The 24,334-nt window shown below is 64.6% G+C and carries 24 protein-coding genes and 1 rRNA gene; 10 read left to right on the top strand and 15 right to left on the bottom strand.

The window, feature by feature from the left end; translation table 11 throughout:
* Positions 1–89 precede the first annotated feature (89 nt).
* From AC1DJB_RS19590 to AC1DJB_RS19600, 3 genes are all read left to right on the top strand, one after another.
* Positions 90–1,220, top strand: a complete 1,131-nt coding sequence (locus AC1DJB_RS19590) for an FUSC family protein (protein WP_284990887.1) — start codon at positions 90–92, stop codon at positions 1,218–1,220.
* Positions 1,221–1,261: 41 nt separating this feature from the next.
* Positions 1,262–2,635 (top strand): DNA repair protein RadA, encoded by a 1,374-nt coding sequence (radA, locus tag AC1DJB_RS19595; RefSeq protein WP_307053811.1) that lies wholly within the window; start codon positions 1,262–1,264, stop codon positions 2,633–2,635.
* Positions 2,636–2,699: 64 nt separating this feature from the next.
* Positions 2,700–3,323 (top strand): Pr6Pr family membrane protein, encoded by a 624-nt coding sequence (locus tag AC1DJB_RS19600; protein WP_441433759.1) that lies wholly within the window; start codon positions 2,700–2,702, stop codon positions 3,321–3,323.
* A gap of 1 nt (position 3,324) precedes the next feature.
* On the opposite strand, the gene AC1DJB_RS19605 is transcribed toward AC1DJB_RS19600, so the two are convergent.
* Entirely contained in the window at positions 3,325–4,938 is a 1,614-nt protein-coding gene (locus AC1DJB_RS19605) for a peptide chain release factor 3 (protein ID WP_441433760.1), read from the bottom strand.
* Positions 4,939–5,272: 334 nt separating this feature from the next.
* On the opposite strand from AC1DJB_RS19605, the gene AC1DJB_RS19610 reads away from it, so the two are divergent.
* Together AC1DJB_RS19610 and disA are read left to right on the top strand one after the other, a co-directional pair.
* A complete protein-coding gene (locus AC1DJB_RS19610; protein WP_441433761.1) occupies positions 5,273–5,557 on the top strand; it encodes a hypothetical protein in 285 nt (94 codons plus the stop codon).
* A 235-nt stretch (positions 5,558–5,792) separates the two neighbouring features.
* Positions 5,793–6,869 carry a DNA integrity scanning diadenylate cyclase DisA gene (gene disA / locus AC1DJB_RS19615; protein ID WP_059388344.1) on the top strand — a complete coding sequence of 359 codons (1,077 nt, stop codon included), beginning with the start codon at positions 5,793–5,795 and terminating at the stop codon, positions 6,867–6,869.
* Here the strand turns inward: disA and AC1DJB_RS19620 are convergent.
* Complete coding sequence (locus tag AC1DJB_RS19620; protein WP_476910747.1) at positions 6,866–7,438, bottom strand: hypothetical protein; 573 nt, start codon at positions 7,436–7,438, stop codon at positions 6,866–6,868. The two genes, disA and AC1DJB_RS19620, sit on opposite strands and share 4 nt — an antisense overlap.
* A gap of 308 nt (positions 7,439–7,746) precedes the next feature.
* On the opposite strand from AC1DJB_RS19620, the gene AC1DJB_RS19625 reads away from it, so the two are divergent.
* On the top strand, positions 7,747–8,733 hold the full coding sequence (locus AC1DJB_RS19625; RefSeq protein ID WP_476910748.1) for an HhH-GPD family protein: 987 nt from the start codon (positions 7,747–7,749) through the stop codon (positions 8,731–8,733).
* 22 nt (positions 8,734–8,755) lie between these two features.
* Here the strand turns inward: AC1DJB_RS19625 and AC1DJB_RS19630 are convergent, their stop codons facing one another.
* Positions 8,756–9,412, bottom strand: a complete 657-nt coding sequence (locus AC1DJB_RS19630; protein ID WP_059388346.1) for a class I SAM-dependent methyltransferase — start codon at positions 9,410–9,412, stop codon at positions 8,756–8,758.
* A gap of 10 nt (positions 9,413–9,422) precedes the next feature.
* Entirely contained in the window at positions 9,423–9,704 is a 282-nt protein-coding gene (locus AC1DJB_RS19635) for a hypothetical protein (RefSeq protein WP_441433762.1), read from the bottom strand.
* On the opposite strand from AC1DJB_RS19635, the gene AC1DJB_RS19640 reads away from it, so the two are divergent.
* The gene (locus AC1DJB_RS19640; protein WP_441438126.1) at positions 9,685–10,071 is read left to right on the top strand and encodes a hypothetical protein; all 387 of its coding nucleotides are present in this window, start codon (positions 9,685–9,687) and stop codon (positions 10,069–10,071) included. The two genes, AC1DJB_RS19635 and AC1DJB_RS19640, sit on opposite strands and share 20 nt — an antisense overlap.
* Before the next feature lie 59 nt (positions 10,072–10,130).
* Here AC1DJB_RS19640 and dhaM read toward each other — a convergent pair whose 3' ends face one another.
* The 9 genes from dhaM to lysS form a co-directional block, all read right to left on the bottom strand.
* Entirely contained in the window at positions 10,131–10,826 is a 696-nt protein-coding gene (dhaM, locus tag AC1DJB_RS19645; RefSeq protein ID WP_441433763.1) for a dihydroxyacetone kinase phosphoryl donor subunit DhaM, read from the bottom strand.
* Positions 10,823–11,473, bottom strand: coding sequence for a dihydroxyacetone kinase subunit DhaL (gene dhaL / locus AC1DJB_RS19650; protein WP_284990896.1), 651 nt, complete (start codon positions 11,471–11,473; stop codon positions 10,823–10,825). The genes dhaM and dhaL overlap by 4 nt, the downstream gene beginning before the upstream one ends.
* A gap of 2 nt (positions 11,474–11,475) precedes the next feature.
* A complete protein-coding gene (dhaK, locus tag AC1DJB_RS19655; RefSeq protein WP_059388341.1) occupies positions 11,476–12,477 on the bottom strand; it encodes a dihydroxyacetone kinase subunit DhaK in 1,002 nt (333 codons plus the stop codon).
* A gap of 503 nt (positions 12,478–12,980) precedes the next feature.
* A complete protein-coding gene (locus tag AC1DJB_RS19660) occupies positions 12,981–13,490 on the bottom strand; it encodes an amino-acid N-acetyltransferase (RefSeq protein ID WP_059388339.1) in 510 nt (169 codons plus the stop codon).
* Between the two features lie 28 nt (positions 13,491–13,518).
* Positions 13,519–15,621 carry a S9 family peptidase gene (locus tag AC1DJB_RS19665; RefSeq protein WP_476910749.1) on the bottom strand — a complete coding sequence of 701 codons (2,103 nt, stop codon included), beginning with the start codon at positions 15,619–15,621 and terminating at the stop codon, positions 13,519–13,521.
* 149 nt (positions 15,622–15,770) lie between these two features.
* A complete protein-coding gene (locus AC1DJB_RS19670; protein ID WP_284990898.1) occupies positions 15,771–18,263 on the bottom strand; it encodes an ATP-dependent Clp protease ATP-binding subunit in 2,493 nt (830 codons plus the stop codon).
* A 367-nt stretch (positions 18,264–18,630) separates the two neighbouring features.
* The gene (locus tag AC1DJB_RS19675) at positions 18,631–18,957 is read right to left on the bottom strand and encodes a histone-like nucleoid-structuring protein Lsr2 (RefSeq protein WP_059390281.1); all 327 of its coding nucleotides are present in this window, start codon (positions 18,955–18,957) and stop codon (positions 18,631–18,633) included.
* 139 nt (positions 18,958–19,096) lie between these two features.
* Positions 19,097–19,273, bottom strand: a complete 177-nt coding sequence (locus tag AC1DJB_RS19680) for a hypothetical protein (protein WP_172465751.1) — start codon at positions 19,271–19,273, stop codon at positions 19,097–19,099.
* A 2-nt stretch (positions 19,274–19,275) separates the two neighbouring features.
* Complete coding sequence (gene lysS / locus AC1DJB_RS19685) at positions 19,276–20,805, bottom strand: lysine--tRNA ligase (protein ID WP_284990899.1); 1,530 nt, start codon at positions 20,803–20,805, stop codon at positions 19,276–19,278.
* A 77-nt stretch (positions 20,806–20,882) separates the two neighbouring features.
* Here lysS and AC1DJB_RS19690 point away from each other — a divergent pair, with 77 nt between their 5' ends.
* Genes AC1DJB_RS19690 through AC1DJB_RS19700 form a run of 3 tightly spaced genes read left to right on the top strand, consistent with a single transcriptional unit; the run spans position 20,883 to position 23,499 of the window.
* Positions 20,883–21,770: an alpha/beta fold hydrolase gene (locus AC1DJB_RS19690; protein ID WP_441433765.1), complete on the top strand. Its 888-nt coding sequence runs from the start codon at positions 20,883–20,885 to the stop codon at positions 21,768–21,770.
* A gap of 9 nt (positions 21,771–21,779) precedes the next feature.
* Positions 21,780–22,634 (top strand): alpha/beta fold hydrolase, encoded by an 855-nt coding sequence (locus AC1DJB_RS19695; protein ID WP_307053801.1) that lies wholly within the window; start codon positions 21,780–21,782, stop codon positions 22,632–22,634.
* Positions 22,635–22,665: 31 nt separating this feature from the next.
* The gene (locus AC1DJB_RS19700) at positions 22,666–23,499 is read left to right on the top strand and encodes an alpha/beta fold hydrolase (protein WP_284990902.1); all 834 of its coding nucleotides are present in this window, start codon (positions 22,666–22,668) and stop codon (positions 23,497–23,499) included.
* Between the two features lie 156 nt (positions 23,500–23,655).
* Here the strand turns inward: AC1DJB_RS19700 and AC1DJB_RS19705 are convergent, their stop codons facing one another.
* Positions 23,656–24,009 (bottom strand): hypothetical protein, encoded by a 354-nt coding sequence (locus AC1DJB_RS19705; protein ID WP_441433766.1) that lies wholly within the window; start codon positions 24,007–24,009, stop codon positions 23,656–23,658.
* A gap of 232 nt (positions 24,010–24,241) precedes the next feature.
* Positions 24,242–24,334 (bottom strand): 5S ribosomal RNA (rrf, locus tag AC1DJB_RS19710); the annotation flags it as partial.

Here is a 24,334-nt window from a genome sequence, read left to right on the forward strand (position 1 = left end):
CGAGTCATAAGGGATTAAGTGACGCCCCTCACTTTGCGGTTCCTTCGGCGAGCCTCATTTACTAGGCAGCTCCTGAATAGACTTGAGCCATGACCGCCCCCCAAGGACTTTCAGCGAGCAAGAAATTCCTGCGGGCGCGGCTGCGAACTGGCTTCGTCCGCAGCCGGAACTCCTTGGTCCCGGCCGTCCAGATGACCGTGTGCGCCGTGGGCGCCTACGCGTTCGCTGAATACATCCTTGGGCACTCAGGACCCCTTTTCGCCGCGACTTCGTCGCTGATCGCGCTCGGCTTCTCGCGGGATCCGCGGCTTCGCCGGGTCGTGGAGGTCGGGCTTGGCTGCACCCTCGGGATCGTCATCGGCGATCTTCTGCTCCACTGGCTGGGTTCGGGAATCTGGCAAGCCGCCGTCGTGCTCCTTTTCTCCATCCTCCTGGCCCGGTTCCTGGACAGTGGCACCATCTTCACCACCCAACTGGGCCTGCAATCGCTTCTCGTGGTCTTGCTGCCCGCGCCGGCCGGGGGGCCGTTCACCCGAAGCATCGACGCCGTTGTGGGCGGGGTTTTCGCGCTGCTGGTTACCATGCTGGTCCCGAAGGACCCGCGCAGGGAGCCGCGCCAGGACGTCCGCAAACTCCTGCACGAACTCTCGGAGGTCCTCCGTGAATGTGCCGACGCATTGATCAACAGCGACTCCACCCAGGCCTGGCATGCCCTCATCCGGGGGCGGAATTGCCAGCCGCTCGTGGACCGGATGCGCCAATCCCTCAAGGCATCCGGTGAAGTGGCCACGCTCGCCCCGGCGTACCGGCGGCACCGCGACGAGCTCACCATGCTGGAGGAGTCGTTGGATTCCATCGACCTCGCCCTCCGCAACAGCCGGGTGTTCGCGCGGCGGCTCACGAGCGCCATCAACCATGCAGCATTGACCGACGAGGCGACGGACAGCATTTCGGAGGTCCTCCAGGACACGTCCGCCGCCGTCGAGGAACTGTCGCTCGGCCTCGCGGAAGTGCACGACGGCGCCCGCCGGGCCCACCTGCGCGGCGCACGGCAGGACTTGGCCGACATTGCCACCCGGCTGCACCCCAAAATGCTTCACGTCCAGAAGCTCGAGGGCGAAACAGTGGTGATGCTGTTCCGCCCGCTCATGGTGGACCTGCTCGAAGCCGCGGGCATGGACCCCCGGGAAGCCCGGGACGTGCTTCCTCCCTTGCAGTGAGGCGCGCTTGACTGTCCTACCCCTCCACTAGCCTTGTACGCATGGCTTCCAAGACCTCACGCACCTCCAAGACACCCGCGTACAAATGTGCCGAATGCGGGTGGACCACTGTCAAGTGGGTGGGGCGCTGCGGTGAGTGCCAGGCGTGGGGCACTGTGGAGGAAACGGGCGCCACGGTAGCGCGTACGACGGCGGCCACAACGGTTTTGGAGCCGGCTCGCCGGATTGCCGAGGTAGACGGCACCACGGCCGCATTCCTGCCCACCGGAGTCGACGAACTGGACCGCGTCCTGGGCGGAGGGCTGGTTCCCGGCGCGGTGATCCTTCTTGCCGGGGAACCCGGCGTCGGGAAATCCACCCTCCTGCTCGATGTCGCGGCGAAGTTCGCCCGCACCGGCCAGGACGTCCTGTACGTCACGGGTGAGGAATCGGCGGCCCAGGTCAAGCTCCGCGCGGAACGGATCGACGCGGTCGCTCATAGCCTCTATCTCTCGGCGGAAACGGACCTCGGGCAGGCCCTGGGGCAAGTGGAGAAGCTCGAGCCGAAACTGCTGATTGTGGACTCGGTACAGACCCTCAGCAGCGCCGACGTCGAAGGTAGCGCGGGCGGAGTCTCTCAGGTCCGGGAAGTCGCAGCGTCCATTATCGCCGCCGCGAAGCGCCGCAACATGACAACCCTGCTGGTAGGCCATGTGACGAAGGACGGCTCCATTGCCGGTCCGCGCCTCCTGGAGCACTTGGTGGATGTCGTGTGCCAGTTCGAAGGCGAGCGCCATTCCCGCTTGCGCTTGTTGCGCGCGGTCAAGAACCGCTACGGAGCCACGGACGACGTCGGCTGTTTCGACCTGAACGAAGCCGGCATCGAAGGCCTCGCCGATCCCAGCGGGCTTTTTGTATCGCGGACACGCGAGCCGGTGTCCGGCACCTGCATCACCGTGACCATGGAAGGCCGGCGCCCGCTGTTGGCCGAAGTGCAGTCGCTCCTGGCCGAAAGCGCCAGCTCACAGCCGCGCAGGGCCACGAGCGGCCTGGACAGCTCGCGCGTCGCCATGCTCCTGGCTGTCCTTCAACAACGGGCCGGTTGCATCCTGCACAAGGACGACTCCTACGTGGCCACAGTCGGAGGAGTGAAATTGAGCGAACCGGCCACCGACCTTGCGGTAGCGCTTGCCGTGGCCTCGGCGAAGGCGCGGAAGGCACTGCCTCAGCGGCTCATTGCCTTCGGCGAGGTTGGCCTGGCCGGCGAGGTCCGTCCGGTTCCAGGGATCAACCAGCGCATCCACGAGGCGCAGCGGCTTGGGTTCACCCACGCGGTGGTGCCCGCGAGTCCCAACGGACCGGGGCCCATCCCGGAGGGTTTCTCGGTCCGCGAAGTGGCACACCTGGCCGAGGCCTTGGAACTGCTGATCACCTAGCGGCTGGCTTGGTCTCGGAGTGTCGGGCGCATGGCTTGGCCGCGCCCACCGGAAGATTGTCTCCATGACCAAAAGAAATGTGCTCATTGGGGGACGCCTCTTCTTTGCCCTCCTGACCCTTGCAGCGGTCGGGACGCAGCTCACGGTCCACATCGGCCTGGGCTTTGATCCGTGGAACTTCTTTAGCTACTTCACCAACCTGTCCAACATCTTCGCGTCGTTGGTGCTGTTGATCAGCGGCTACCGCGTGCTGGCTGGCAAGCGGCCAAGCGAACTCGACGACGCCACCCGGGGCACTGCCACGATCGCCATGGCTGTCGTGGGACTCGTCTTCGGCGCGCTCCTCGCAGGACAGGACCTCGGCTCCCTGCTGCCCTGGGTCAACTTCGTAGTCCACTACCTCATGCCGGTTGTCATGGTGGCCGACTGGCTGTTCCAGCCTCCGCGCTCCAGGCTGACCGTCAAGCACCTCTGGTACTGGCTGCTCTACCCGGTTGCATACCTCGTCTACAGCCTGGTCCGCGGCTCATTCGTCAACTGGTATGCCTATTGGTTCATCGACCCCGTGCGCGCCGGCGGTTGGGGCGGAGTGGCGGTCTTCGCCGTCGCGATCTCCATAGGATTCCTCGTGGTGAGCCTCGCCATGCTGGGGCTGGGAAACAAGCTCGAACGCCAAGTAAGCTACTGAACTATTTCGCGGGGTTGTGCGTGCCGATCGGGACCAGCGTGAGCTTCGGGTGGTTCTTCTCGACGCGGCGGAGAGCCCAGACATCGTTGAACAACGCGAGGTATTCGCCGTCGGACCTCAACAGCACCTCAGCGCCCGGGACGTTGGCAAGCGCCGGCATGGCCTCCGCCGTCGAGATCCTCGCCATTGAGTACGGGAGGCGCTCCAAGCGCATCGGGGCGTTGAAGTCGTGGGCCATGCGGTCTTCAACCACTTCGAACTGCATGGGACCCACAGCGGCGAGCACGGGTGCCTGGTCGCCTCGGACGTCGGAACGGAGCACCTGGATGACGCCTTCATGCTCAAGCTGTTCGATGCCGCGGCGGAACTGCTTGAAGCGGCTGGGGTCCTGGGACCTGGCCACCTGGAAATGCTCGGGGGCGAAGAGCGGAATGGCGGGGAATTCCACGGGTTCTTCCAGGAACAGGCTGTCTCCAACGCGGAGTGAGGACGCGTTCACCAAGCCGACAACGTCCCCGGGGTAGGCCTCGTCGATGACTTCGCGTTCGCGCCCGAACACCTGCTGGGCGTACTTGGTGGCGAAGGACTTCCCGGTGCGGGTCTGCGTGACCACCATGCCGCGCTCAAAGACGCCGGAGCACACCCGGATGAAGGCAACGTGGTCGCGGTGGGCCTTGTTCATGCCGGCCTGGACCTTGAAGACAAACCCGGCAAAGGGAGCGTCAACGGAACGGGGCTCGCCGTCAACGTCGGGGCGGGGTGCTGCCGGGGGCGCGAAATCCACCAGGGCATCCAGGATCTCCTTGACCCCGAAGTTCAAGGCCGCCGAGCTGAAGAGGATGGGCGTTGCCGTTCCGGCGTGGAAGCTCTCCACGTTGAACTCGAGGTTTGATTCGATCACGAGTCCGGCTTCGTCGACGGCGTCGCTCCAGTTGTCGCCCTGGGTCTCGGCTGCTTCTTCCGGGGTGAAGTACTCGGTGATGGCGATGTTGGCGCCGGCGTTGTTGCGAGCGAACCGTGCGAAGCGGTCATTCCGCAGGTCCCAGACTCCACGGAAGTCGCCGGAAATGCCCACGGCCCAGGTCAAGGGCATGGGCTGGAGTCCGGTGCGTTCCGTGATCTCGTCCATCAGGGCGAGCGCGTCGAGGCCCGGGCGGTCCCATTTGTTGATGACCGTGATGATCGGCAGGTTGCGCTGCTTGCAGACCTCGAAGAGCTTCATGGTCTGTGTTTCCAGGCCCTTGGCGGCGTCCACCAGCATCACTGCGCAGTCGACGGCGGCCAGTACGCGGTAGGTGTCCTCGGAGAAGTCGGCGTGGCCCGGGGTGTCCAGCAGGTTGATCACGGTGTCCCGGTAGGAGAACTGCAACGCCGCGGAGCTGATGGAAATACCGCGGTCCTTTTCCATCTGCATCCAGTCGGAAACAGTTTCCTTGCGGTTGGCCTTGCCGCTCGACGCACCGGCGGTGCCGATGACCTTGGCATGCAGGGCGAGGGCTTCCGTGAGCGTGGACTTGCCGGCGTCAGGGTGCGAGATGACCGCGAAAGTCCGACGCCGGGAGGCCTCATGGTGAATTTCCTGGACTCGGGCGGGGCTCAGGACTTCTTGGGACACGGTGCTACTTTCGCTGCGATCTGGGCGTTGCCCGCACTGGAACGACGGGCCGAACGTGGAATGGAGGCTGGATACGGGCCCCGCGTGGGCCGGGGCCAACTCAGGGAGTGGCACGATTTGCGCGCCAGCCAAGATACCAAGTTTATCGCAGCCCGGGACCACGCCGGAGGCAGCGTCCCAACCCAGCGCTTAACAGGATCGAAACGAGGTGCACAAACCTCCGAAATCACCGGCCGATAGTTTGGAGCAATGGCGGACACCTCCGGCCCGCGTTGGAGCCGTCCGCCCGGAAAAACTGAGCAGCCGACGATGGCATGAAAGGAACAGGGCATCAATGAAACCAGGGAATGGCTTGTTCTACGATCCCCTCGGCCCCTCCCCCGCGGCGAACTCCACAGGGTTCACGCCGGTGAACTCCACAGGATTCACGGAATCGAACTCCGCCGCGGCCAGGAGCTGGCCCCAGCAAGGACACCGCCCGGACGCGAGCACGGGCGGTACCCACTCTCCAGCGAGGCAAACGCATCCGGACACCGGAAGGGCGGCGGCCAGGGAAGCCGCGCTGCAGAGTGTGCGGCGCGACCTTGAGCGACTCGCGCGCCTTCGGACGGCTCCATGACGGTCCCGGGGACCGAGCCCAAAGCGGCGGTCCGGCGACCGCCGTCGAGCGCGTTTCCGGGGCCTCGTCACCTAACCTTTTTTGGGGCACTTTAAGGCTTGCCCGTGCGGTTGTTGCCGGTCTATACCTCTATCATTGAGCTTGCGGGAAACATGGCATTTTGATCCCGCCGACTTATTGCTGAAAACCGGCACACTTGCGGGCGCGCCTGCGTGCACCTTTGAAGGGAACACCTATGGCTCGGAGCCCCGAAGATTCGCTCAAGGCGACTCTGGGCAGGGTGGCCCCCGGAACACCGTTGCGCGACGGCCTGGAACGCATCCTCCGTGGGCGCACCGGTGCCCTGATTGTGTTGGGCACGGACCGGACCATCGAATCCATCTGTTCAGGCGGCTTTGAAATCGGCATCGATTTCTCCCCGACGCGGCTGCGTGAGCTCGCGAAGATGGACGGTGCCATCATCTGCGACAAAGACGCCGGGAATATCCTTCGTGCAGCAGTACAGCTTGTGCCGGACTCCAGCATCGAGACCCAGGAATCAGGAACGCGTCACAGGACGGCCGAGCGCGTAGCCATCCAGACAGGTGTTCCGGTGATTTCGGTCAGCCAGTCCATGCAGATCATCGCCCTCTACGTCAACGGCCTGCGGCACGTGCTGGAGGGCTCCGAGAAGGTCCTGGCCCGCGCCAACCAGGCTCTCGCAACCCTCGAACGCTACAGCGCCCGATTGGACCAGGTCACCAGCGCCCTGTCGGCCCTCGAAATCGAGGCCATGGTCACCGTCCGGGATGTGGCGGTCACCCTCCAGCGCCAGGAAATGGTCCGGCGCATCGCCGAGGAGATCGCCCAGTATGTCCTGGAACTGGGTGAGGACGGCAGGCTGCTCTCGCTGCAGTTGGAAGAGCTCACCACCGGCCGCGGCCCGGGCAGCGACGTGATCATCCGGGACTACGCCGGTGCCGACGCTTCGCCCGAGGACATCGACGGCGCTGTGCAGGCCCTTTTGGATCTTGGCCCGGCGGAGCTGATCGACCTGGGCAAGATCGCCGGAATCATCGGTTTCGCCGGAGGCATGGACGTGCTCGACGCCGGTGTGCAGCCGCGCGGCTACCGCCTCTTATCCGGGCTGAAGTCGGTTCCGAAAGCCGTGGCCGATCGTTTGGTGGAGCACTTCGGCGGGCTCCAGTACCTCATGGCCGCCACTATCGACGATCTCATGACCGTGGACGGCATCGGCGACCAGCGCGCCCGGACCGTCCGCGAAGGACTCAGCCGCATGGCCGAAGCCAGCTTGCTGGACCGGTTCCTCTAGCCCAGCTGGAAGACCGCCTTCGTGCTCGCCTTGTTTCCCAGGACGGCTTTGAAGGTGTAGGTGCCGGTGGCCGGCTTGGCCGAGATGACGCCACAGCCCTCCGTCGTCCGGTTGCGTTGCCAGGGGAAGTTGGCGATCTCGCTCTTGCCCGGATCGATCTGCTTCACGAGGTCATCGCCCTTCGCTTGGCAGTCCTTGGAGGAGAAGATCCGGTCCTCGCCGCTCATTACCAGGAACTCCATCTGCGACGTGCCGACGTTGACCTGGCACGGCGCTGCTCCGCCGTTGGTGATCTTCATGCTCAACACGGGGTTCTGTCCGGCCGCATAAGCGGGCTGGTCTGTAGACGCCGTTACCGTCACCAGGTTGAGGTCGCACACAGGGGTGGCCGGGGGTGTTGTGGTGGGCGCGATGGAATCCGTCGATGGCGTCTGGCTCGCAGGAGCGGCTCCCACGGCTTGGGTCTTGGCTGCGCCGGGATCAGCCTTGCCTGCAAGGGATGAACTCATGGCAACGACCCCGGCAACGAGCATCGCCAGGACCACCAGGAGGGCACCGAAGACAACCAACCTCCGACGCCGGTAAACGGCAGGGCTTGTCCGCCGCCTTTGGGGCCGGACCCCATTCGCGGAACGGCTTGCTCCTGCGGTCCGGGCAGGGCTTTTTGCCGACGGCGACGTGCGCGCCCTCGGCGGTTGCTTGCCCTTGTTGACCATGCTTCTAGGCTAGGCAACGCAAGGCCCGGATGGCACCGCACCACGCCGCCGGGGCCTGATCGGGGCCAGTATGACCTACGTCATTCCGGGCCGGCTCCACTACAGTGGATGGCAGGAATCGGCCGCCAACAGGCCCGCCACGAACCGCAGCAAGGATCTTCATGTCACTGCCCGGCCCCGCCGAGATTGCCAGCGCCGCTGAACTTGCCGGCACCCCTCACCTCACGGACTTGCACCACTCCATGGACCGTTGGTTCTCCGAGGTGGCCCGCGTATTGCCGTGGAGGGCCCCGGACTGCAGTCCATGGGGGATCCTGGTCAGCGAGGTGATGCTGCAGCAGACTCCGGTGGTTCGCGTCCTGCCGGTGTGGGAAGACTGGATGGATCGCTGGCCGGAACCTGCGGACCTCGCGGAGCAGCCCTCGGGTGAGGCCGTGCGGCATTGGGGCAGGCTCGGTTATCCCCGCCGCGCGCTCAGGCTCCACGCGGCCGCCGTCGCGATCGTGGAACAGCATGGCGGCAAGGTGCCGGACACGCACGCATCGCTGTTGAGCCTTCCCGGCGTCGGCGACTACACGGCAGCGGCGGTGGCTGCTTTTGCGTTCGGGCGCCGCGAAACAGTGGTGGACACGAACATCCGGCGGGTGCACGCCCGGCTCGTTTCAGGACTCGCCCTGCCGGCGCCGTCGCTCACCGCGTCGGAGATGCGCCTTGCCGAATCGCTCATGCCCGACGACGTCACGCTCTCCGTCCGCTGGAACGCTTCCGTCATGGAACTCGGAGCGCTGGTGTGCACGGCCCGCTCCCCCAAGTGCTCAGACTGCCCCGTCCGCGACTCCTGCGCGTGGCTTGCCGCAGGTGAACCGCCCCCGACGTACACCCCCAAGGGCCAGGCGTGGCACGGCACGGACCGGCAGTTACGGGGTGCCGTCATGGCCGTGTTGCGCGTGGCCGATTCGCCGGTAGCCCCTGAGCTGTTCGAACGCCCCGCAGCCGACCTCGGCTTCGACGCCGAGGGCACGGCCGTGCCGCTGGCTGCCCTGCACCGCTTGAATTCGGCCCCGGAGCAGTTGGAACGCGCTCTTGAGGGGCTCCTGCGCGACGGTTTAGCCGAGATGCACGACGGCGGACTGCGGCTCCCGGCCTAGGCTTCCGTTTGCGCCGCGTCCTTCACGCCGTGGACGGCTTGCGGGCTAGAAGGTAGGCCTGCGGGGTCTTCTCGTACCTGTCGTCCGGTTCGCGGAGAAGCTGTGCCTCGACGACCAAGCCGGCCTGAAGGAGGAGTTCCGAGATGTGGTCCGGCGGCAAGCGGTAGGCATCGAGGTCGATCTCGTGGCCATACGCGAAGCCCAAGTGCCTGGGCTCGTCACCGGCTTGGAACGCGAGCAGCAGCAAGCCGCCGTCCAGGAGGGTCCGGTGGAATTCTCCGAACACCCGCGGCAAACGGGCCGGAGGCGTGTGGATGATCGAATACCAGGCGACGATGCCGTCCAGGGTCCCGTCCGCCAACTCCAGTGCCTCCATCGACCCTTCACTGAACTGCAGGCTGGGGTGATCGCGGCGGGCTACAGCCACCATTTCCGGCGACAGGTCGATGCCGAAAGCCGCCAGGCCGAGTGAACGCAAGTGCGCCGTGATCCGTCCGGGCCCGCAACCAATGTCGGCAACTGCCTCGCCGCCCGAGGACTGCACGAGCTCGGCAAAGGTGCCGAGCATGGCCCGGTCATAAGGTTTGGTATGGAGTTCGTTGCGTAGGAGTTCGGCGTAATCGACGGCTACCGTGTTGTATGCGGCGCGAGTGGCATGCACATCCGAGGGTTCAGTCATGGAAAGAACCCTATTCTTTGTGGCCGGCTTGCTCCTGGACTCCACGGAAAACCCGGCCGTTACTTAGCCCGAGGTCGCGGAGCCGCAACGATCCGCAGATGTCGGTAACGATGTGCCTGCCAGTTGCGGGCATCCCGTTCCGGGCGTCGGCTGCGGGATTATTCTCAAGTATGCGCAGGTTGTGGGCCGCCATTGCATTGACCACGACGGCGGCGCTCTGGTCGGGATGCGAACCCCAAGTCACCGTTTGCCCGGCAATTGCGATGGCCCCCGTGGTCTCCCTGACAATCACGGCAGACTACGCGCCGACGGTCAAAACCGTCCATTTGAAGGCATGCCAGGACGGGAAATGCCGCGAGGGCGATGTGGAGCTGCGCCCGGGCAGCGTGTCGCTCCCTCAATCCTGCGGGCCGGAACCTGAAGGGTCATGCTCTGCCGTCGCGTCACCGGATGGCACCCGCTACGGCTTCCTCAACATGGGAACGCTAACCTCCTCGCCCATCGATGCCGAAGTGACTGGCCTGGACACAAACGGCGGGACCTTGCCCACCAGGACGCTCAACTTCACGCCGAAAAGTACCAAACCGTGGGGCGAGCAGTGCCAGACCGCCATTACGGCGAGCCTCTTGCTCGATGCCCATGGTCTGCGGCAGTCCTGAACACCTCCGCGGCACGGCAAATCTCGGCGTGCGGCGACATATCGGCGTGCAGGGCGACGTCAGATCTCGCCGAATCCCTGTTCCACCAGCCGCCTGACGTAGTCCACGGCTTTCGATGAGTCTTTGCCCCAAGCCTCGACCCTGAGTTTGCCGCCCTGGCCCACGGCGAGGCCCATGAGTTCCATGATGGAGGTGCCATCGACGCCGTTTACCGTTGCCTCGACATCCATCCCGGCCAGTCCGCCCGCAATCTTCGCCGCAGGCCTGGCGTGCATTCCCATGGGGTTTATGAGCTCGAACTCGCCGCTTTCCGCCGGTTCGCCTCTTCCTTGGGATTCGGCTGTCCCCGCGGACTCAAAAACAGGCTCCGGGCCGAATCGAACCGACTCCGCAGCGGCCTTCACTGCGGCGGCCATGGCACCACCCTGGGTGGCCACCGCTGCGGCGACCAGGCCCTCCACCAAGGGAGCGTCGGCGAGGAGCACTTTGTCCGGTTCGCTGCAGAACTCGGCCGCTGATTCTGCCGTCATGACCGCGGAACCCAGGTCCGTCAGAACCACCACGCCATCCCCTGAAGCTTCCCCAAGTCCTGCCTCGAATGCGGCGATCGCTTTCTCCAGGTCGGTGCCGATCCGGCCATCCTCCGTCCCGCCGACGGCGTAGAACCGCACATCGGGGGCCATCTGCGCGGCCAGTTCAACCGCGCCCTCCGCGATCTTCCGGCTGTGCGAAACCACCACCAAGCCCACCGTCATTCAGCGGACCCTTCGGGGAATCCGGCTGCAGTCGCGGCGGCGCGCAACAGCAGCGCAGAAGACGCAGCCCCGGGATCTCGGTGACCGGCGCTGCGTTCACCGAGGTAGCTTGCGCGCCCCTTGCGGGCTACCAACGGATCAGTCGTCACGGCCCCGACCTCGGCAGCCTCGGCCGCCGCGGCCAGCACCGCCACAGCATCTCCTCCAGCCACGAGGACCTCGTCCGCCGCTTCGACGGCGGGAGACCAGGCATCCACCATGGTTTTGTCGCCCAGCTCCGCTTTTCCGCGGGCAACAATTCCGTCCCGAGCCGCAGTCAGTGCTCCTGCAAGCGCCGCTGCATCAACGTCCGCGCTTTCTCCCAGCGCCGTTGCCGCCCGAAGATACGCGGTTCCGTACAGCGGTCCGGCTGCCCCGCCCACCTTGGACATCAAGGCCATCGCCGCCAGCTTCAGCGCTGCACCGGGCGTTTCGGGTGGAGTCTGGGCAAGTTTCTCCATGACGGCCTGGAATCCCCGGTCCATGTTTTCACCGTGGTCGGAGTCGCCGATCGCGCGGTCCAGAGCAATCAACTCTTCCCGGTGCTCGGCCATGAGCCGTGCGGAGAGCGTCAACCATTCGACCGCCCATTCGACCCCCAGGCCCACTGTCACATCCCCCAACGCAGGGCCGGAGTATGGACGGGTGCGTCCCAGAGGGCTGTGAGTTCGTCATCAAGACGCAGTACCGAGATGGAGCAGCCCTGCATCTCGAGCGACGTGACGTAGTTGCCCACGAGGGAGCGTTCCACTTTGGCTCCTCTTTCCGCGAGGATCTGGGCGGCCCGGCGGTAGACGATGTACAACTCGCTAAGGGGCGTACCGCCCATGCCGTTGACGAAGAGCAGCACTTCTTCACCGGCCTTGATCCCAAGGTCCTCCAGGACAGGGTCCAAGAGGCGGCTGGTGATGGCGTCGGCGCCCTCCATGGCGATCCGGTGCCTGCCGGGTTCACCGTGAATGCCTATGCCGATTTCGATTTCATCCTCGGCGAGCTCGAAGCTGGGTACCCCGGCATGCGGCACGGTGCAGCCGGACAGGGCGACGCCCATGGTGCGCACGTTGCGGACAACTCCCTCCGCCACGCCCGCGACGGCTTCCAGCGAATCCCCACGCTCCGCTGCTGCGCCGGCAATCTTTTCGACCAGCACGGTGCCGCCCACGCCGCGGCGGCCTGCCGTATACAGGGAATCCTCCACCGCGACGTCGTCGTTGACGAGAACCGAGCGGACGCTGATTCCTTCAGCCTGTGCCATCTCTGCCGCGGTCTCGAAGTTCAGCACGTCACCGGTGTAGTTCTTCACGATGTGAATGACGCCGGCCCCGGAATCGACGGCCGCCGTGGCCGGAATGATTTGGTCAGGCGTGGGCGAGGTGAAGACGGCGCCCGGCACAGCGGCGTCGAGCATTCCGTGCCCCACAAAGCCGGCATGAAGCGGCTCATGGCCGCTCCCTCCTCCCGACACAAGCGCCACCTTGCCGGCTACGGGCGCTCCTTTTCGAACGACGAAGATGGGGTCCGTATGGACATCCACGAGATCGGCATGGGCCATGCCGAAACCCTCGACAGACTCGTCCACCACCGAGCGGGGATCGTTGATGAGCTTTTTCATGGCGCGCTCCTGGGGCGTTGCTGGTAGGTGATTTGACCCTACTACCAGCGCCCCGGGCACGGTAGGGGAACGGTCCGTATGTGCGAACGTGCAATACAGAACCCAGCGACGGAAAGGCAGAAGGGACAACCCCCAATGGTTGTCCCTTCTGAAGAACCTTCCGGTATCCGCCTGCTTAGTGGGGCGGTCCGCCCACCGTCAGACGGCCGATGCTGAAGTCTTGGGCTGTTGCGTCCTTGGCATTCGAGTCGGGCCAAAGATCGGTGCACGCGGACCGCATGCAACCCCCGGTCCCCTGCTTGCGCGACTCCGGTGTGGAGCCGGGACGCGGCATGTCGATTTGGAAACCTGAAAAGTCCGGAAACATAACGTGGTACTTCATTTCTCGCCTCCACAGTATGGTTGGCCCGCCGCAACCGAGCCTCAACTAGTTTATCCATCAAGTTGATATACGTAAAGACTTTGGGGACCGGCACATCCAGGGACGGGGGAAGAACCCGGAGCTAAAGGACCTTGATCATGCGGGTGTTGCCCAGGGTATTGGGCTTCACGCGGGCCAGATCGAGGAACTCGGCCACGCCTTCGTCGTGGGAGCGCAGCAATTCCGAGTAGACCTGGGGGTCGACGGCGGTTTGGTCCGCCATGACTTCGAAGCCGTGGCGCTTGAAGAAGTCCACTTCGAACGTCAGGCAGAAGACCCGCGCAACGCCCAAGGCCCGGGCGTCCTCCAGGAGTTGCTGGACAAGGACGTGACCCACGCCCTTGCCCCGCCAATTGTCGTCCGCCGCCAAAGTGCGCACCTCTGCCAGGTCCTCCCACATGACGTGCAGCGCACCGCAACCGATCACCTCGCCGTCGGACGATTCGGCAATCCGGAACTCCTGGAGGCTCTCGTAGTAGGCAACGGTCTCCTTGGCCATCAGGATTCGCTGCTCTGCCAGTGGCGCTACAAGCCTCTTGATCGCGGCAACATCGCCGGTGCGGGCAGGACGGATACTGAAGGTGGAAGTCACAGCCCCAATCTTACGAGGCGAAAGGCGCCTAGAGCCCCAGGTCCCCAGGAACAGGAACCTCCTGTCCAAGTACCTGCCTGGCAAGGAAGTGCTCCACGACGCCGTACCAGACCTTGGCGTGCTGCGGCTGCAGGATCCAATGGTTCTCATCAGGGAAATACAGGAAGCGGTGCTGGGTTTCACCGCTCTCATCGGCGGGCAGCCCGGAACTGGAAAGAAGTTCGTACCAAAGCCTCAGGCCCTCGCCGATCGGCACCCGGTAGTCCTTGTCACCGTGGATCACCAGCATAGGCGTCTTGATTTTGGCGACATGGAGATGGGGCGAATTGTCCAGCGCCATCTCCGGGGTCATTTCCTTGAGCCAATACTGCGAAGCGTCCGTGGTGGGCCCGAACTGGTCCATTGCCCACAAACTGGCGTGCGTCACGATCGCCTTGAAACGGTCCGTGTGTCCGGCTACCCAGTTGGCCATGTACCCGCCGAAAGAGCCGCCCATGGCGGCTGTCCGCGTCTGGTCAATATCGGACCGCTGGACCACTGCGTCGGTGATGGACATGAGGTCCGTATACGGCGCCTTGCCCCATTCACCCCAGCCGTGCTGGATGAATTGCTGGCCATATCCGGTGGACAGTGCCGGGTCCGGTAGCAACACGGCATATCCCTTCGACACGAGCAGCCATGGATTCCATCGCCAGGTCCAGGCGTTCCACGAGCCCAACGGCCCGCCGTGGATCCACAACAGCAGGGGCGCCGGGTTCGCCTCCGACGCGCCCTCCGGGAGCGCGAGGTAAGCCGGAACCCTCGAACCATCTGCCGCACTCGTTTCCACCCGTTCCAACGAACCTTTGATCCGGGGACGTTCAGCCGGTGCGGGAAGCCGCTCGACGTCACCCGAAGCGAGATCGATCCGGACGGCTTCAGCCGGGAATCCATACGAGCTGCGCAGCGCAAACGCGCTCAGCCCATCGGGGGAAACCACGACGTCGGTGTACGCTGCCGCGTCCTGCGTCACCCGGGTAACCGTACCGTCGGCGACGGCGACCCGGAAAACCGGCGTCGCGCCGTCGTCGTCGGCCGTGACGAGGAGCGAACGCCCGTCCGGAAGCCAGGCCGCGGGGCTGCCCCAGCGGTCCCAAGAGGGCGCCAGCGGCTCAAGGTCAAGGGTTTCTCCAGCACCGACATTCAAGAGGTGGAGTTTGACCTGGGGCGCCTGCCGGGGAGTACTGTCGCTTTCACTGACTACGGAGAGCATCTTGCCGTCAGGGCTGACGGGGCCGGGGAAATAGCTCACTCCGTCATGGTCGAGGAGCACCTTGATCGAGCCGGAAGCGACGTCGACGGCGGCGAGCACAAAGCGTGTGTCAGCCTTCGCGAGCGGCTTGGCCATGCTCGTATAGATCGTCTTGCCGTCCGGACTGACCACTGCGTGCGTGTTGCGGAGGTTGCCGCCGACGTCGGGCGTGAGATTGCGCAGTTTCAGGGGTGCCGTAGCGTCAACGGTCGCCGGCTTGCCGGACCCGGCCGTATCTCCGTTTTCCACGGCAAACAGCCTGGGCTGGGCAGGCCCCAGATCCGCGTCCCAGTAGCGGACCGGGTAGCCGGTGTGCAAAATGGCCGCTACCTTGTTGTCCTTGCGGCTCTTGCGCCTCTCGTCGTCATTGTCCTCATCCGTGGAACCGGCGAGGACCGAGGCCGTGACGAAAGTTGCATCCGCGGCTGACGCGGCCATGACGCCGCCGACGCCGCCCGCGCGGGAATGGACCACCCGCGCCTCACCGCCGTCGGCGGGCAGGAGCCACAACGCGCTCACGGGATCCGCTTCGGGGCTGTCCGGATCGGGCCGGGCTGAGGTGAAGTAGAGATCGCCGTTGGCGGCGAACACCGCGCCGGTTTCTCCCTTGGCGCTGCGCGTGATGCGGCGGGCGTGCTTCTTTCCCGCAGGATCGAGCTCCCAGAGGGCAGTGACGTACTCAGTGCCCTTGGCGTTGAGGGTGGAAACCGTAGTGACCAGGCGGCTTCCGTCCGTGCTGAGAGCCAGGCCCCCGACCCGGGGGATGGCCAGGTAGTGGTCGAGATCGTGGAAAGGAGTTTCGGGTTGTGTGCTCGGGGCCTCTGGGGCATTCGAATCCATGCTCTGATTCAACACGCAATGTGCCGCAGATCACAGAAGGTTCACTGAGAGTGAGACACTTATTTCAGATATTGCGGCCTGGGGAACGCAAAAACCCCGCCCGCTCCTTTCGGGAGCGGACGGGGCCTTTGAGTCGGCGGAGCCGGAAACTAGGCGCTCGGAGCGATTTCCGGGATGCGCGGCTTGGCGTTGCCCGCGAAGGTGAACTTGGCCTCGTCGCCTTCGCCGTCGACGTCGACCACCACGATGTCGCCCGGGTGCAGTTCGCCGAAGAGGATCTTCTCGGAGAGCTGGTCCTCGATCTCGCGCTGGATGGTCCGGCGCAGCGGCCGGGCACCCATGGCGGGATCGTAGCCCCGGGTCGCCAGGAGGACCTTGGCGGCCGTGGTGAGCTCGATGCCCATGTCCTTGTCCTTGAGGCGGCCCTCGAGGCGCGTGACGAACAGGTCAACGATCTCGATGATCTCGTCCTGCGTGAGCTGCGGGAACACCACGACGTCGTCAACGCGGTTGAGGAACTCGGGACGGAAGTGCTGCTTGAGCTCCTCGGTGACCCGTGCCCGCATCCGGTTGTACCCGGTGGTGGTGTCCGTGCCGGACTGGAAGCCCGTTGCGACGCTCTTGGAGATATCGCGGGTGCCCAGGTTGGTGGTCATGATGATCACCGTGTTCTTGAAGTCCACCACGCGGCCCTGGGAGTCGGTCAGGCGGCCGTCTTCCAGGATCTGCAGCAGCGAGTTGAAGAGATCGGCGTGGGCCTTCTCCACTTCGTCGAACAGCACCACGGAGAACGGACGACGCCGGACCTTCTCGGTCAGCTGCCCGCCTTCTTCGTAGCCGACGTAGCCCGGAGGGGCACCGAAGAGACGCGAGACCGTGTGCTTCTCGGAGTACTCGGACATGTCCAGCGTGATGAGGGCGTCCTCTTCACCGAACAGGAATTCGGCCAGCGCCTTGGCGAGCTCGGTCTTGCCGACGCCGGTGGGGCCGGCGAAGATGAACGAGCCACCCGGACGCTTGGGGTCCTTCAGGCCGGCACGCGTGCGACGGATCGCCTGGGAGAGGGCACGGATTGCCTCGTCCTGGCCGACGACGCGCTTGTGCAGCTCCTCCTCCATCTTGAGCAGGCGGCTGGATTCTTCCTCGGTGAGTTTGAAGACCGGGATGCCGGTGGAGTTCGCGAGAACTTCGGCAATCAGCTCCTCGTCCACCTCGGAGATATCGTCCATGCCGCCGGATTTCCAGTTGCGTTCCTTCTCGGCGCGCTCGGCAATGAGCTTCTGCTCCTTGTCGCGCAGCGAGGCAGCGCCTTCGAAGTCCTGGGCGTCGATGGCGGATTCCTTCTCCATCTTCACCTCGGCGATGCGCTCATCCATGGCCTTGAGCTCCGGCGGAGCCGTCATGCGGCGGATGCGAAGACGGGCACCGGCTTCATCGATCAGGTCGATCGCCTTGTCCGGCAGGAAGCGGTCCGAGATGTAGCGTTCGGCCAGCGTTGCCGCAGAGGCAAGTGCGCCGTCGGTGATGGTCACCCGGTGGTGCGCCTCGTAACGGTCACGCAGGCCCTTGAGGATTTCGATCGCATGCGCGACGGAAGGCTCCTTGACCTGGATCGGCTGGAACCGGCGCTCAAGGGCGGCGTCCTTCTCAATGTGCTTGCGGTATTCATCCAAGGTGGTGGCCCCGATGGTCTGGAGTTCACCACGCGCCAGCATCGGCTTGAGGATGGACGCGGCATCGATCGCACCCTCGGCGGCACCGGCACCCACGAGCGTGTGGATCTCGTCGATGAAGAGGATGATGTCCCCGCGGGTCCGGATTTCCTTTAGGACCTTCTTCAGGCGCTCTTCGAAATCCCCCCGGTAACGGGAACCGGCCACGAGGGAGCCGAGGTCAAGCGTGTAGAGCTGCTTGTCCTTGATGGTCTCCGGGACGTCTCCGCGGACGATCGCCTGGGCAAGGCCTTCGACGACGGCCGTCTTGCCGACGCCCGGCTCGCCGATCAGCACGGGGTTGTTCTTGGTACGGCGGGAGAGGACCTGCATGACGCGTTCCATCTCCAGCTCGCGGCCGATCACAGGATCAAGCTTGTTCTCACGCGCTGCCTGGGTGAGGTTGCGGCCGAACTGGTCCAGCACCACCGAACCGGCGGGGGTGCCTTCCTGCTGGCCTGGGCCTGAGCCAGGACCCGCAGTTTCCTTGCCCTGGTAGCCGGAGAGCAGCTGGATGACCTGCTGGCGGACGCGGTTGAGGTCGGCGCCAAGCTTGACCAGGACCTGCGCGGCAACGCCTTCACCCTCGCGGATGAGGCCGAGCAGGATGTGCTCTGTACCGATGTAGTTGTGGCCGAGCTGAAGGGCTTCGCGGAGCGAGAGCTCAAGTACCTTCTTGGCGCGCGGGGTGAAGGGGATGTGCCCGGACGGGGCTTGCTGGCCCTGGCCGATGATCTCCTGTACCTGCTCGCGGACGCCATCGAGCGAAATGCTCAGGGACTCAAGCGCCTTGGCGGCAACGCCTTCACCCTCGTGGATAAGACCCAAGAGGATGTGCTCGGTACCGATGTAGTTGTGGTTGAGCATGCGTGCCTCTTCTTGGGCAAGCACAACAACGCGACGGGCACGGTCCGTAAATCTCTCAAACATTTCGCCACACTCCTAGCTACGACGTACTTTGATGCTACGTGGCAACGCTCGAATTTTGGGGCGTGTTCGCCACAGGGGAAACATGGCCGCACCCGGGAATAAGTTCGCTCAACCCGTCCGCCGGCCCCAGGACCGCGGCGGAGACCACATCCGGGGCTTCCCCAATCAGGCGCCGCTTCGGCCGGCACCCCCGCGAGCCGGCCGGCCGCCGTCGTTCTTCACCGCGAAAGTGGTGACTGCCTACCGGAAACGCCCAGTCGACTCCAAGGCTTCCCCGGAATAGTGGTGCACAACACCGTTATCCCGACGAGCCGAGCAGTTAAATGACAATACCCCGGCCGTAGGGCCGGGGTATTGATACTTGGTGTCAGGAATTGGCCTTCTGGTAGGCTTCCTGAATTTCGGCCTGAATGCGGCCACGGCTGTTTACGGTATAACCGTTCTCGCGCGCCCATTGACGGATCTGTGCCGAGTCCTGGTTTCTCCCTGCGGCAACGCGGCTACGCGTTGCACGGCCGGTCGATGTCTTGCGTGCCTTGGCTACAAATGGCCCCAGAGCGTCCCGCAGCTTCGCAGCGTTGGCACTGGACAGGTCCATTTCGTAACTGACTCCATCAAGGCCAAAGCGGACAGTTTCATCCGCAGAGCCCTCATCCAGGTCGTCAACGAGGATAATTTTGACTTTCTGTGCCATGAAAAGACTCTCTTTTGGAGGGGTCGGATATGCAGAATAGCTAGACTACTAATTAAAGATTATCGTCCAGCGCATGGCACCCCGTCAAAGGCTCCGTCAAAGGCACTATTAAATCTTCGGGAGCGGCCCCGAGAAAGAGCTATTTGGCAGGTGTTGAGCCGTCGCCCGCAGGCTTGGCAATTCCGAATCCGGCTTCTTCCTGGGCGCGGGCTTCTGCTTGGCGCTCTGATTTGTCCGCGTTGAAGATAGCCTTCATGGCAAACCAAAAGAGAAGTCCGACAACAACGGACGGTGCAAGAACGGCAATGTATTCCATGGTCAGTGCCCTTCGGGCTTGAGGAGTGGGAACAAGATGGTTTCCCGGATGCCTGCTCCGGTGAACAGCATGACCAAGCGGTCGATGCCTAGGCCGATGCCGCCCATGGGCGGAGCACCGTACTCGAGGGCGCGCAGGAAGTCTTCATCCAACTGCATTGCCTCGACGTCGCCGGCGGCCGAACGACGCGACTGCTCCGTGAGGCGTTCGCGCTGGATGACGGGGTCGATCAGCTCGGAGAAGGCCGTGCCGCGTTCCATGCCGCCAATGATGAGGTCCCAGGCCTCGATCAGGCGGCCGTCCTCCCGGTGCGGGCGGGCAAGGGGCTGCGCGGAGGGTGGGTAGTTGTAGACGAAGGTCGGGTTGAGCAGGGTCGGCTCGACGATCTCGCCAAACAGTTCCACGACAAGCTTCTCGGCGTCCCACTTCGGATCCACCTTGACCTCGTGCTTGGCGGCAATGGCCTGCAGTTCCGCCACCGTGGTGTCGGGGGTGATCTCTTCCCCGATCGCCTCGGAGAGCCCCGGGTAGACAGCAACCCAGGCCCATTCGCCGTCGAGGTCGATCTCTCCGGCGTCAGTCTGGATGGTGCGGGTGCCCACGACGTCGGCGACGTTCAGGATGATTTCCTTCATGCGTTCGGCCATGACGAACTGGTCCGCCCACGCCTCGTAGCATTCCAAGGTAGTGAATTCAGGGCTGTGCGTGGAGTCGACGCCTTCGTTGCGGAACACGCGGCCCATGTCGTAAACGCGATCGATTCCGCCCACCACGGCACGCTTGAGGAAGAGCTCTGTGGCGATGCGCAACGTCATCTTCTGGTCGAAGGCATTCATGTGCGTCTCGAACGGCCGGGCCGTGGCACCACCGTGGACGAGCTGCAGGATGGGGGTCTCCACCTCCACATAGCCCCGGCGGTCCAAAGTGTCGCGAACCGAGCGGGTAATCGCCGCGCGGGTGTAGACCATTTCCCGGGCTTCGTCACGGACCATCAGGTCCACATAGCGCTGCCTGACACGGGTTTCCTCATTCAGCTCGGCGTGCAGCACCGGCAACGGGCGCAAGGCCTTGGAGGCCATGGACCAGGAATCAGCCATGACAGAGAGCTCGCCACGCCTGGAGGAAATGACTTCGCCCTTGATGAAAACGTGGTCTCCGAGGTCCACCAGCGCTTTCCAGTCCGCGAGGGTTTCCTCGCCGACGTTCGCCAGGCTGAGCATCGCCTGCAGGCGCACGCCCTTCCCGTCCACACCGCCCTCCTGGAGGGTAGCGAAGCAGAGCTTGCCGGTGTTGCGCACGAACACCACGCGGCCGGTGATGCCCACGATGTCGCCAGTGGTTTCGTCAGCCTCGAGATGTGCGTACTTCTCGCGGATCTCGGCAAGGGAATGCGTCCGCTCAACACCCACCGGGTAGGCCTCGGTGCCGCGCTCAATCAGCTTGCTGCGCTTTTCCATGCGGATGCGCATCTGCTCGCTGGCGTCGGCAGGCTCGGCGGCGGTGTGCGGGGATGGGGTGTTTGCGGAAGTCACAATCCACAAGTTTACCGGGGATTCCTTGGAGTTCCCTATCTTCCCCTCCCGCCCCCGCGGCAACATAGACTCGGGCTGTGGAGACATGGACAGTTGAAACGGACGACGACGGCGGGCACCTCGAGGTGCACTCCTTCCGGTCGGCGGCTGAGGCGTCCATTCCGGGCGCGTCGGGCGCTACGGAGGAGCCCGGCGTCGTGCTCGTTCACGGCACCTTGGTGACCGACTCCCTCTACTGGCCATTCGCCCGGAACCTGAGCGTCCTGCTAGGCCGGCCGGTGCATTCCTACAATCGGCGCGGCCGCGGCCGATCGGCGCCGCAGCCGCCCGGCTACTCCGCCGCAACGGAGACCAGCGACTTGCTTTCCGTGATGGAAGCGAGCGGATCCACCGATGTTGTCGGGCACAGCTATGGCGGATTCGTCGCGCTCCAGGCCGCGCTGCGCGCCCCCATTTCCCGCCTCGTCACTTACGACGCCGCGGTTTCCCTCTCCGGCAACTTGAACGGGCGCTGGCGGCCGCAATTGGAAGAGGCCGTCACCGCCGGCCAGCTCGACAACGCATGGGCGCATTTGGTCCAGGGGCTTGGCACGGCCGGCCCGATTTCCTATTTGCCGCTCGGGGCACTGCGGGTGCTCAGCATCCTCTCCGCGAAGACGAGGTTGGGTTCCGAGATGAGGGGATTGCTGCCGACGGCGGTTTTGGAGATGCGGGCGATCATTGACGCCGACTCGCACATCCAAGACTATGCGGAGTTGAAGACGCCAACCCTGATGCTCAGCGGCGGGTGGAGCCCGGCGTACTTTGCCGAAACCGGCCGGCAGCTTGCGGCCGCCATTCCTCGGGTGGACTTTGCGGTAGTTCCATTGCAGTTCCACGAGGGTCCCCTCCGGCCGGGCAAACAGCTCGCTGTGAGAATTGCCCGCTACCTGGCGCGGGGGACGGCGAAGGCGCCGTCCCCCTAGGATGAAGCGGTGAGAGAACGTGAGGTCCCGACGCCCGACGGCGGCAAGCTCGCCTTGTACAGTTACGGCTCGGTGGACGCGCCCGGAGAACGCCGCGTGGTGCTCATTGGGGGCGCATTCCTGACCGCGCTCATCTACCGGCCCTTTTCCATGGCGCTATCGAAGGGACTCGGCGAGGGCTGGGCAGTCGACGTCTACGATCGCAGGGGTCGCGGCAGCTCTTCGGAACTACCCGCGAACTACTCGATGGCCACGGAGATAGCGGACGTCCGCAGCATTTTGGACGCCACCGGCGCCAGGAACCTCCTCGGCCACAGCCTTGGCGGATCCGTGGCATTGAATGCCGTCCAGGAGTTTGCGGGAACAAGCTACGAGCCGGACAAACTGGCTGTGTATGACGCGGCCGTGAACATCGACGGGAGCGTGGACACGGGCTGGCTGGACGGCTTTGCCCAATCCGTGGACAGCGGGAATGTGGGGCGTGCCATGGCCAGGATGAAGCGGGGAATGCAGCCTGGCACCGCTTTGGCGCGAATCCCGGAGCCCATCCTGGCGGGACTCATGGCCCTTGTTTCCCGCACCAAGGTCAACAAGGTCCTCAGGGGACTCATGCCAACGGGCGTGGCCGAACTCAAGGCCGCCTACGACGAAGCCGCGCATCCCCGGGACTTCTCGGTGCTCCCCCGGAGCACGCGATTCATCGTGGGTAGCAAAAGCCCCGAATACTACAAGGTCACCGCAGAGCGGCTGTACGCAGCTGTCCCGGGAAGCACGCTGGTGGTATCGCCGAAAGGCTTCCACGGATCCATTCCTGCCGCGGTCAAGGAACTCGTGACGGATATTTCCAGCTATTTCAAGGACTGACGGAACCCCGCGGCTCCGTTAGGCTCGAAGCATGACGCGCGAGAACATCACAACGGCCGACGGCGGAACCCTCGAGCTCTTCACGACGGGCGGTGAGCTTGCCAACGGCGGCTCAGGCGTCGTCGTCGTGCCCGCCTCCATGGTGACCGCCGCAGACTATTCCAAGTTCGCCCAGAAACTCAGCGCCGCCTTGCGCCGCCCGGTCCACACCTTCAACCGCCGGGGCCGTGGTGAGTCATCGCCCCAGCCCGAGGACTACACCCTCGACGTCGATATCCGGGATCTTTCCGAAGTCATGAAGCACACGGCCAGCACCGACGTCTTCGGCCACAGCTTCGGAGGCGCCGTGGCCCTGCACGCGGCGCGTACGCTGCCGGTGGAACGCCTGGCGGTCTACGACCCCGCTGTCTCCGTCAACCACAGCGTGAAGGCGGACTGGACGGGCGAATACGAACGCGCGACGGCGGCTGGAGACTTTGACCGCGGGCTTGCTGTGCTCGTGAAGGGCGTCGAAACAGAGGGCGCCTTCGCGCGGATGCCGCTGTCGATGCTGACGCTCGTTACGAAGCTGACCTCAGGCACCCCCATGGGCAAACAAATGCGGGAGCTCATGCAGGCCGGCGTGCGTGAGATCAAGGCAGTCATCGCCGCGGACATGCCCGCAGAGCCTTTCCTTGAGCTGCCGCTGGAGACGCTAATTGTGGTCGGGGAAAAGAGCCCCGCCTACTTCGGTGTGGCGTGTGGCCAGATCCACGACGTCCTGTCCGGATCGAGTTACACCATCCTGCCCGGCCACGGCCATGATGGTGTGATCCGCGCACCGGACAAGCTCATCGCCGAGCTCTCCGACTTCTTCTCGGGGTAGACGCTCGCTCACATATAGGGGGTTTTGAGCGGACGCCCGCTCACATGTGGCGGCTCCCGGCGGGACGCCCGCTCACATATAGGGGTTCCTGGGCGGACGCCCGCTCACATCATGTGGGCGGGGGTCCGGGGAAACCGGGTCATTTGTGAGCGGGGGTTAGCTCGTGTGCCGTGTGTTGGGGTGTTTTAAGGGCTCGAACCGCGTCCAGGCCTTGGATTCGGGGTCCTGGAAGTAGCGCACGGACCGGAACCGGTGCTCATCGATGCCCAGCATTCTTGGACTCAGCTGGTCAACATCCGGAAGGGTGAGGAAGCAGGCTTCATTGAGCGCGACACGGACCATCCACCAAGACACCGCGAACGCGGCAGCAGTCTCCGAGACGGCCCGGCCCGAACGGATGACCGCACCCACGAGCTGGTCCCGGAGCCGGCCGGTCGAGCGGGCACGCCGCGGGACCTGGGCAGTGGACTCAAAGAACGAGAGCCTCTCGCACGCCGGTGGAAATGACACGGTAATCGGGCAGGTTGAAGATGCTGGTGGCAGCCTCAGCTGCGACCCCGGTAGGCTCGTTCAAGGCTCGTGGTCCTGTTCCAGGTTGAATGCTTAGACACACTCATCCCAGCAGGGCCACGGGCCCCCTTGTCTTCAACGACACGAACTCATTTCCCCACCAACCACGAAGAGCCGTTTTAAGTGGGTCAGGCCCCGACACGGTGTGTCGGGGCCTGGCCGGTGAATGGTTGTCCGGCGGTGTCCTACTCTCCCACACCCTCCCGGGTGCAGTACCATCGGCGCTGTGGGTCTTAGCTTCCGGGTTCGGAATGGGACCGGGCGT

Source organism: Arthrobacter sp. 01T428, from assembly GCF_056398685.1.

What these genes read in the sequence shown, in the direction of transcription:
- AC1DJB_RS19590 (WP_284990887.1), top strand. Translation starts at nt 90, where the DNA reads ATGACCGCCCCCCAAGGACTTTCAGCGAGCAAGAAATTCCTGCGGGCG.
- radA (WP_307053811.1), top strand. Translation starts at nt 1,262, where the DNA reads ATGGCTTCCAAGACCTCACGCACCTCCAAGACACCCGCGTACAAATGT.
- AC1DJB_RS19600 (WP_441433759.1), top strand. Translation starts at nt 2,700, where the DNA reads ATGACCAAAAGAAATGTGCTCATTGGGGGACGCCTCTTCTTTGCCCTC.
- AC1DJB_RS19610 (WP_441433761.1), top strand. Translation starts at nt 5,273, where the DNA reads ATGAAACCAGGGAATGGCTTGTTCTACGATCCCCTCGGCCCCTCCCCC.
- disA (WP_059388344.1), top strand. Translation starts at nt 5,793, where the DNA reads ATGGCTCGGAGCCCCGAAGATTCGCTCAAGGCGACTCTGGGCAGGGTG.
- AC1DJB_RS19625 (WP_476910748.1), top strand. Translation starts at nt 7,747, where the DNA reads ATGTCACTGCCCGGCCCCGCCGAGATTGCCAGCGCCGCTGAACTTGCC.
- AC1DJB_RS19630 (WP_059388346.1), bottom strand. Translation starts at nt 9,412, where the DNA reads ATGACTGAACCCTCGGATGTGCATGCCACTCGCGCCGCATACAACACG.
- dhaM (WP_441433763.1), bottom strand. Translation starts at nt 10,826, where the DNA reads ATGACGGTGGGCTTGGTGGTGGTTTCGCACAGCCGGAAGATCGCGGAG.
- dhaK (WP_059388341.1), bottom strand. Translation starts at nt 12,477, where the DNA reads ATGAAAAAGCTCATCAACGATCCCCGCTCGGTGGTGGACGAGTCTGTC.
- AC1DJB_RS19665 (WP_476910749.1), bottom strand. Translation starts at nt 15,621, where the DNA reads ATGGATTCGAATGCCCCAGAGGCCCCGAGCACACAACCCGAAACTCCT.
- AC1DJB_RS19670 (WP_284990898.1), bottom strand. Translation starts at nt 18,263, where the DNA reads ATGTTTGAGAGATTTACGGACCGTGCCCGTCGCGTTGTTGTGCTTGCC.
- AC1DJB_RS19675 (WP_059390281.1), bottom strand. Translation starts at nt 18,957, where the DNA reads ATGGCACAGAAAGTCAAAATTATCCTCGTTGACGACCTGGATGAGGGC.
- AC1DJB_RS19680 (WP_172465751.1), bottom strand. Translation starts at nt 19,273, where the DNA reads ATGGAATACATTGCCGTTCTTGCACCGTCCGTTGTTGTCGGACTTCTC.
- AC1DJB_RS19700 (WP_284990902.1), top strand. Translation starts at nt 22,666, where the DNA reads ATGACGCGCGAGAACATCACAACGGCCGACGGCGGAACCCTCGAGCTC.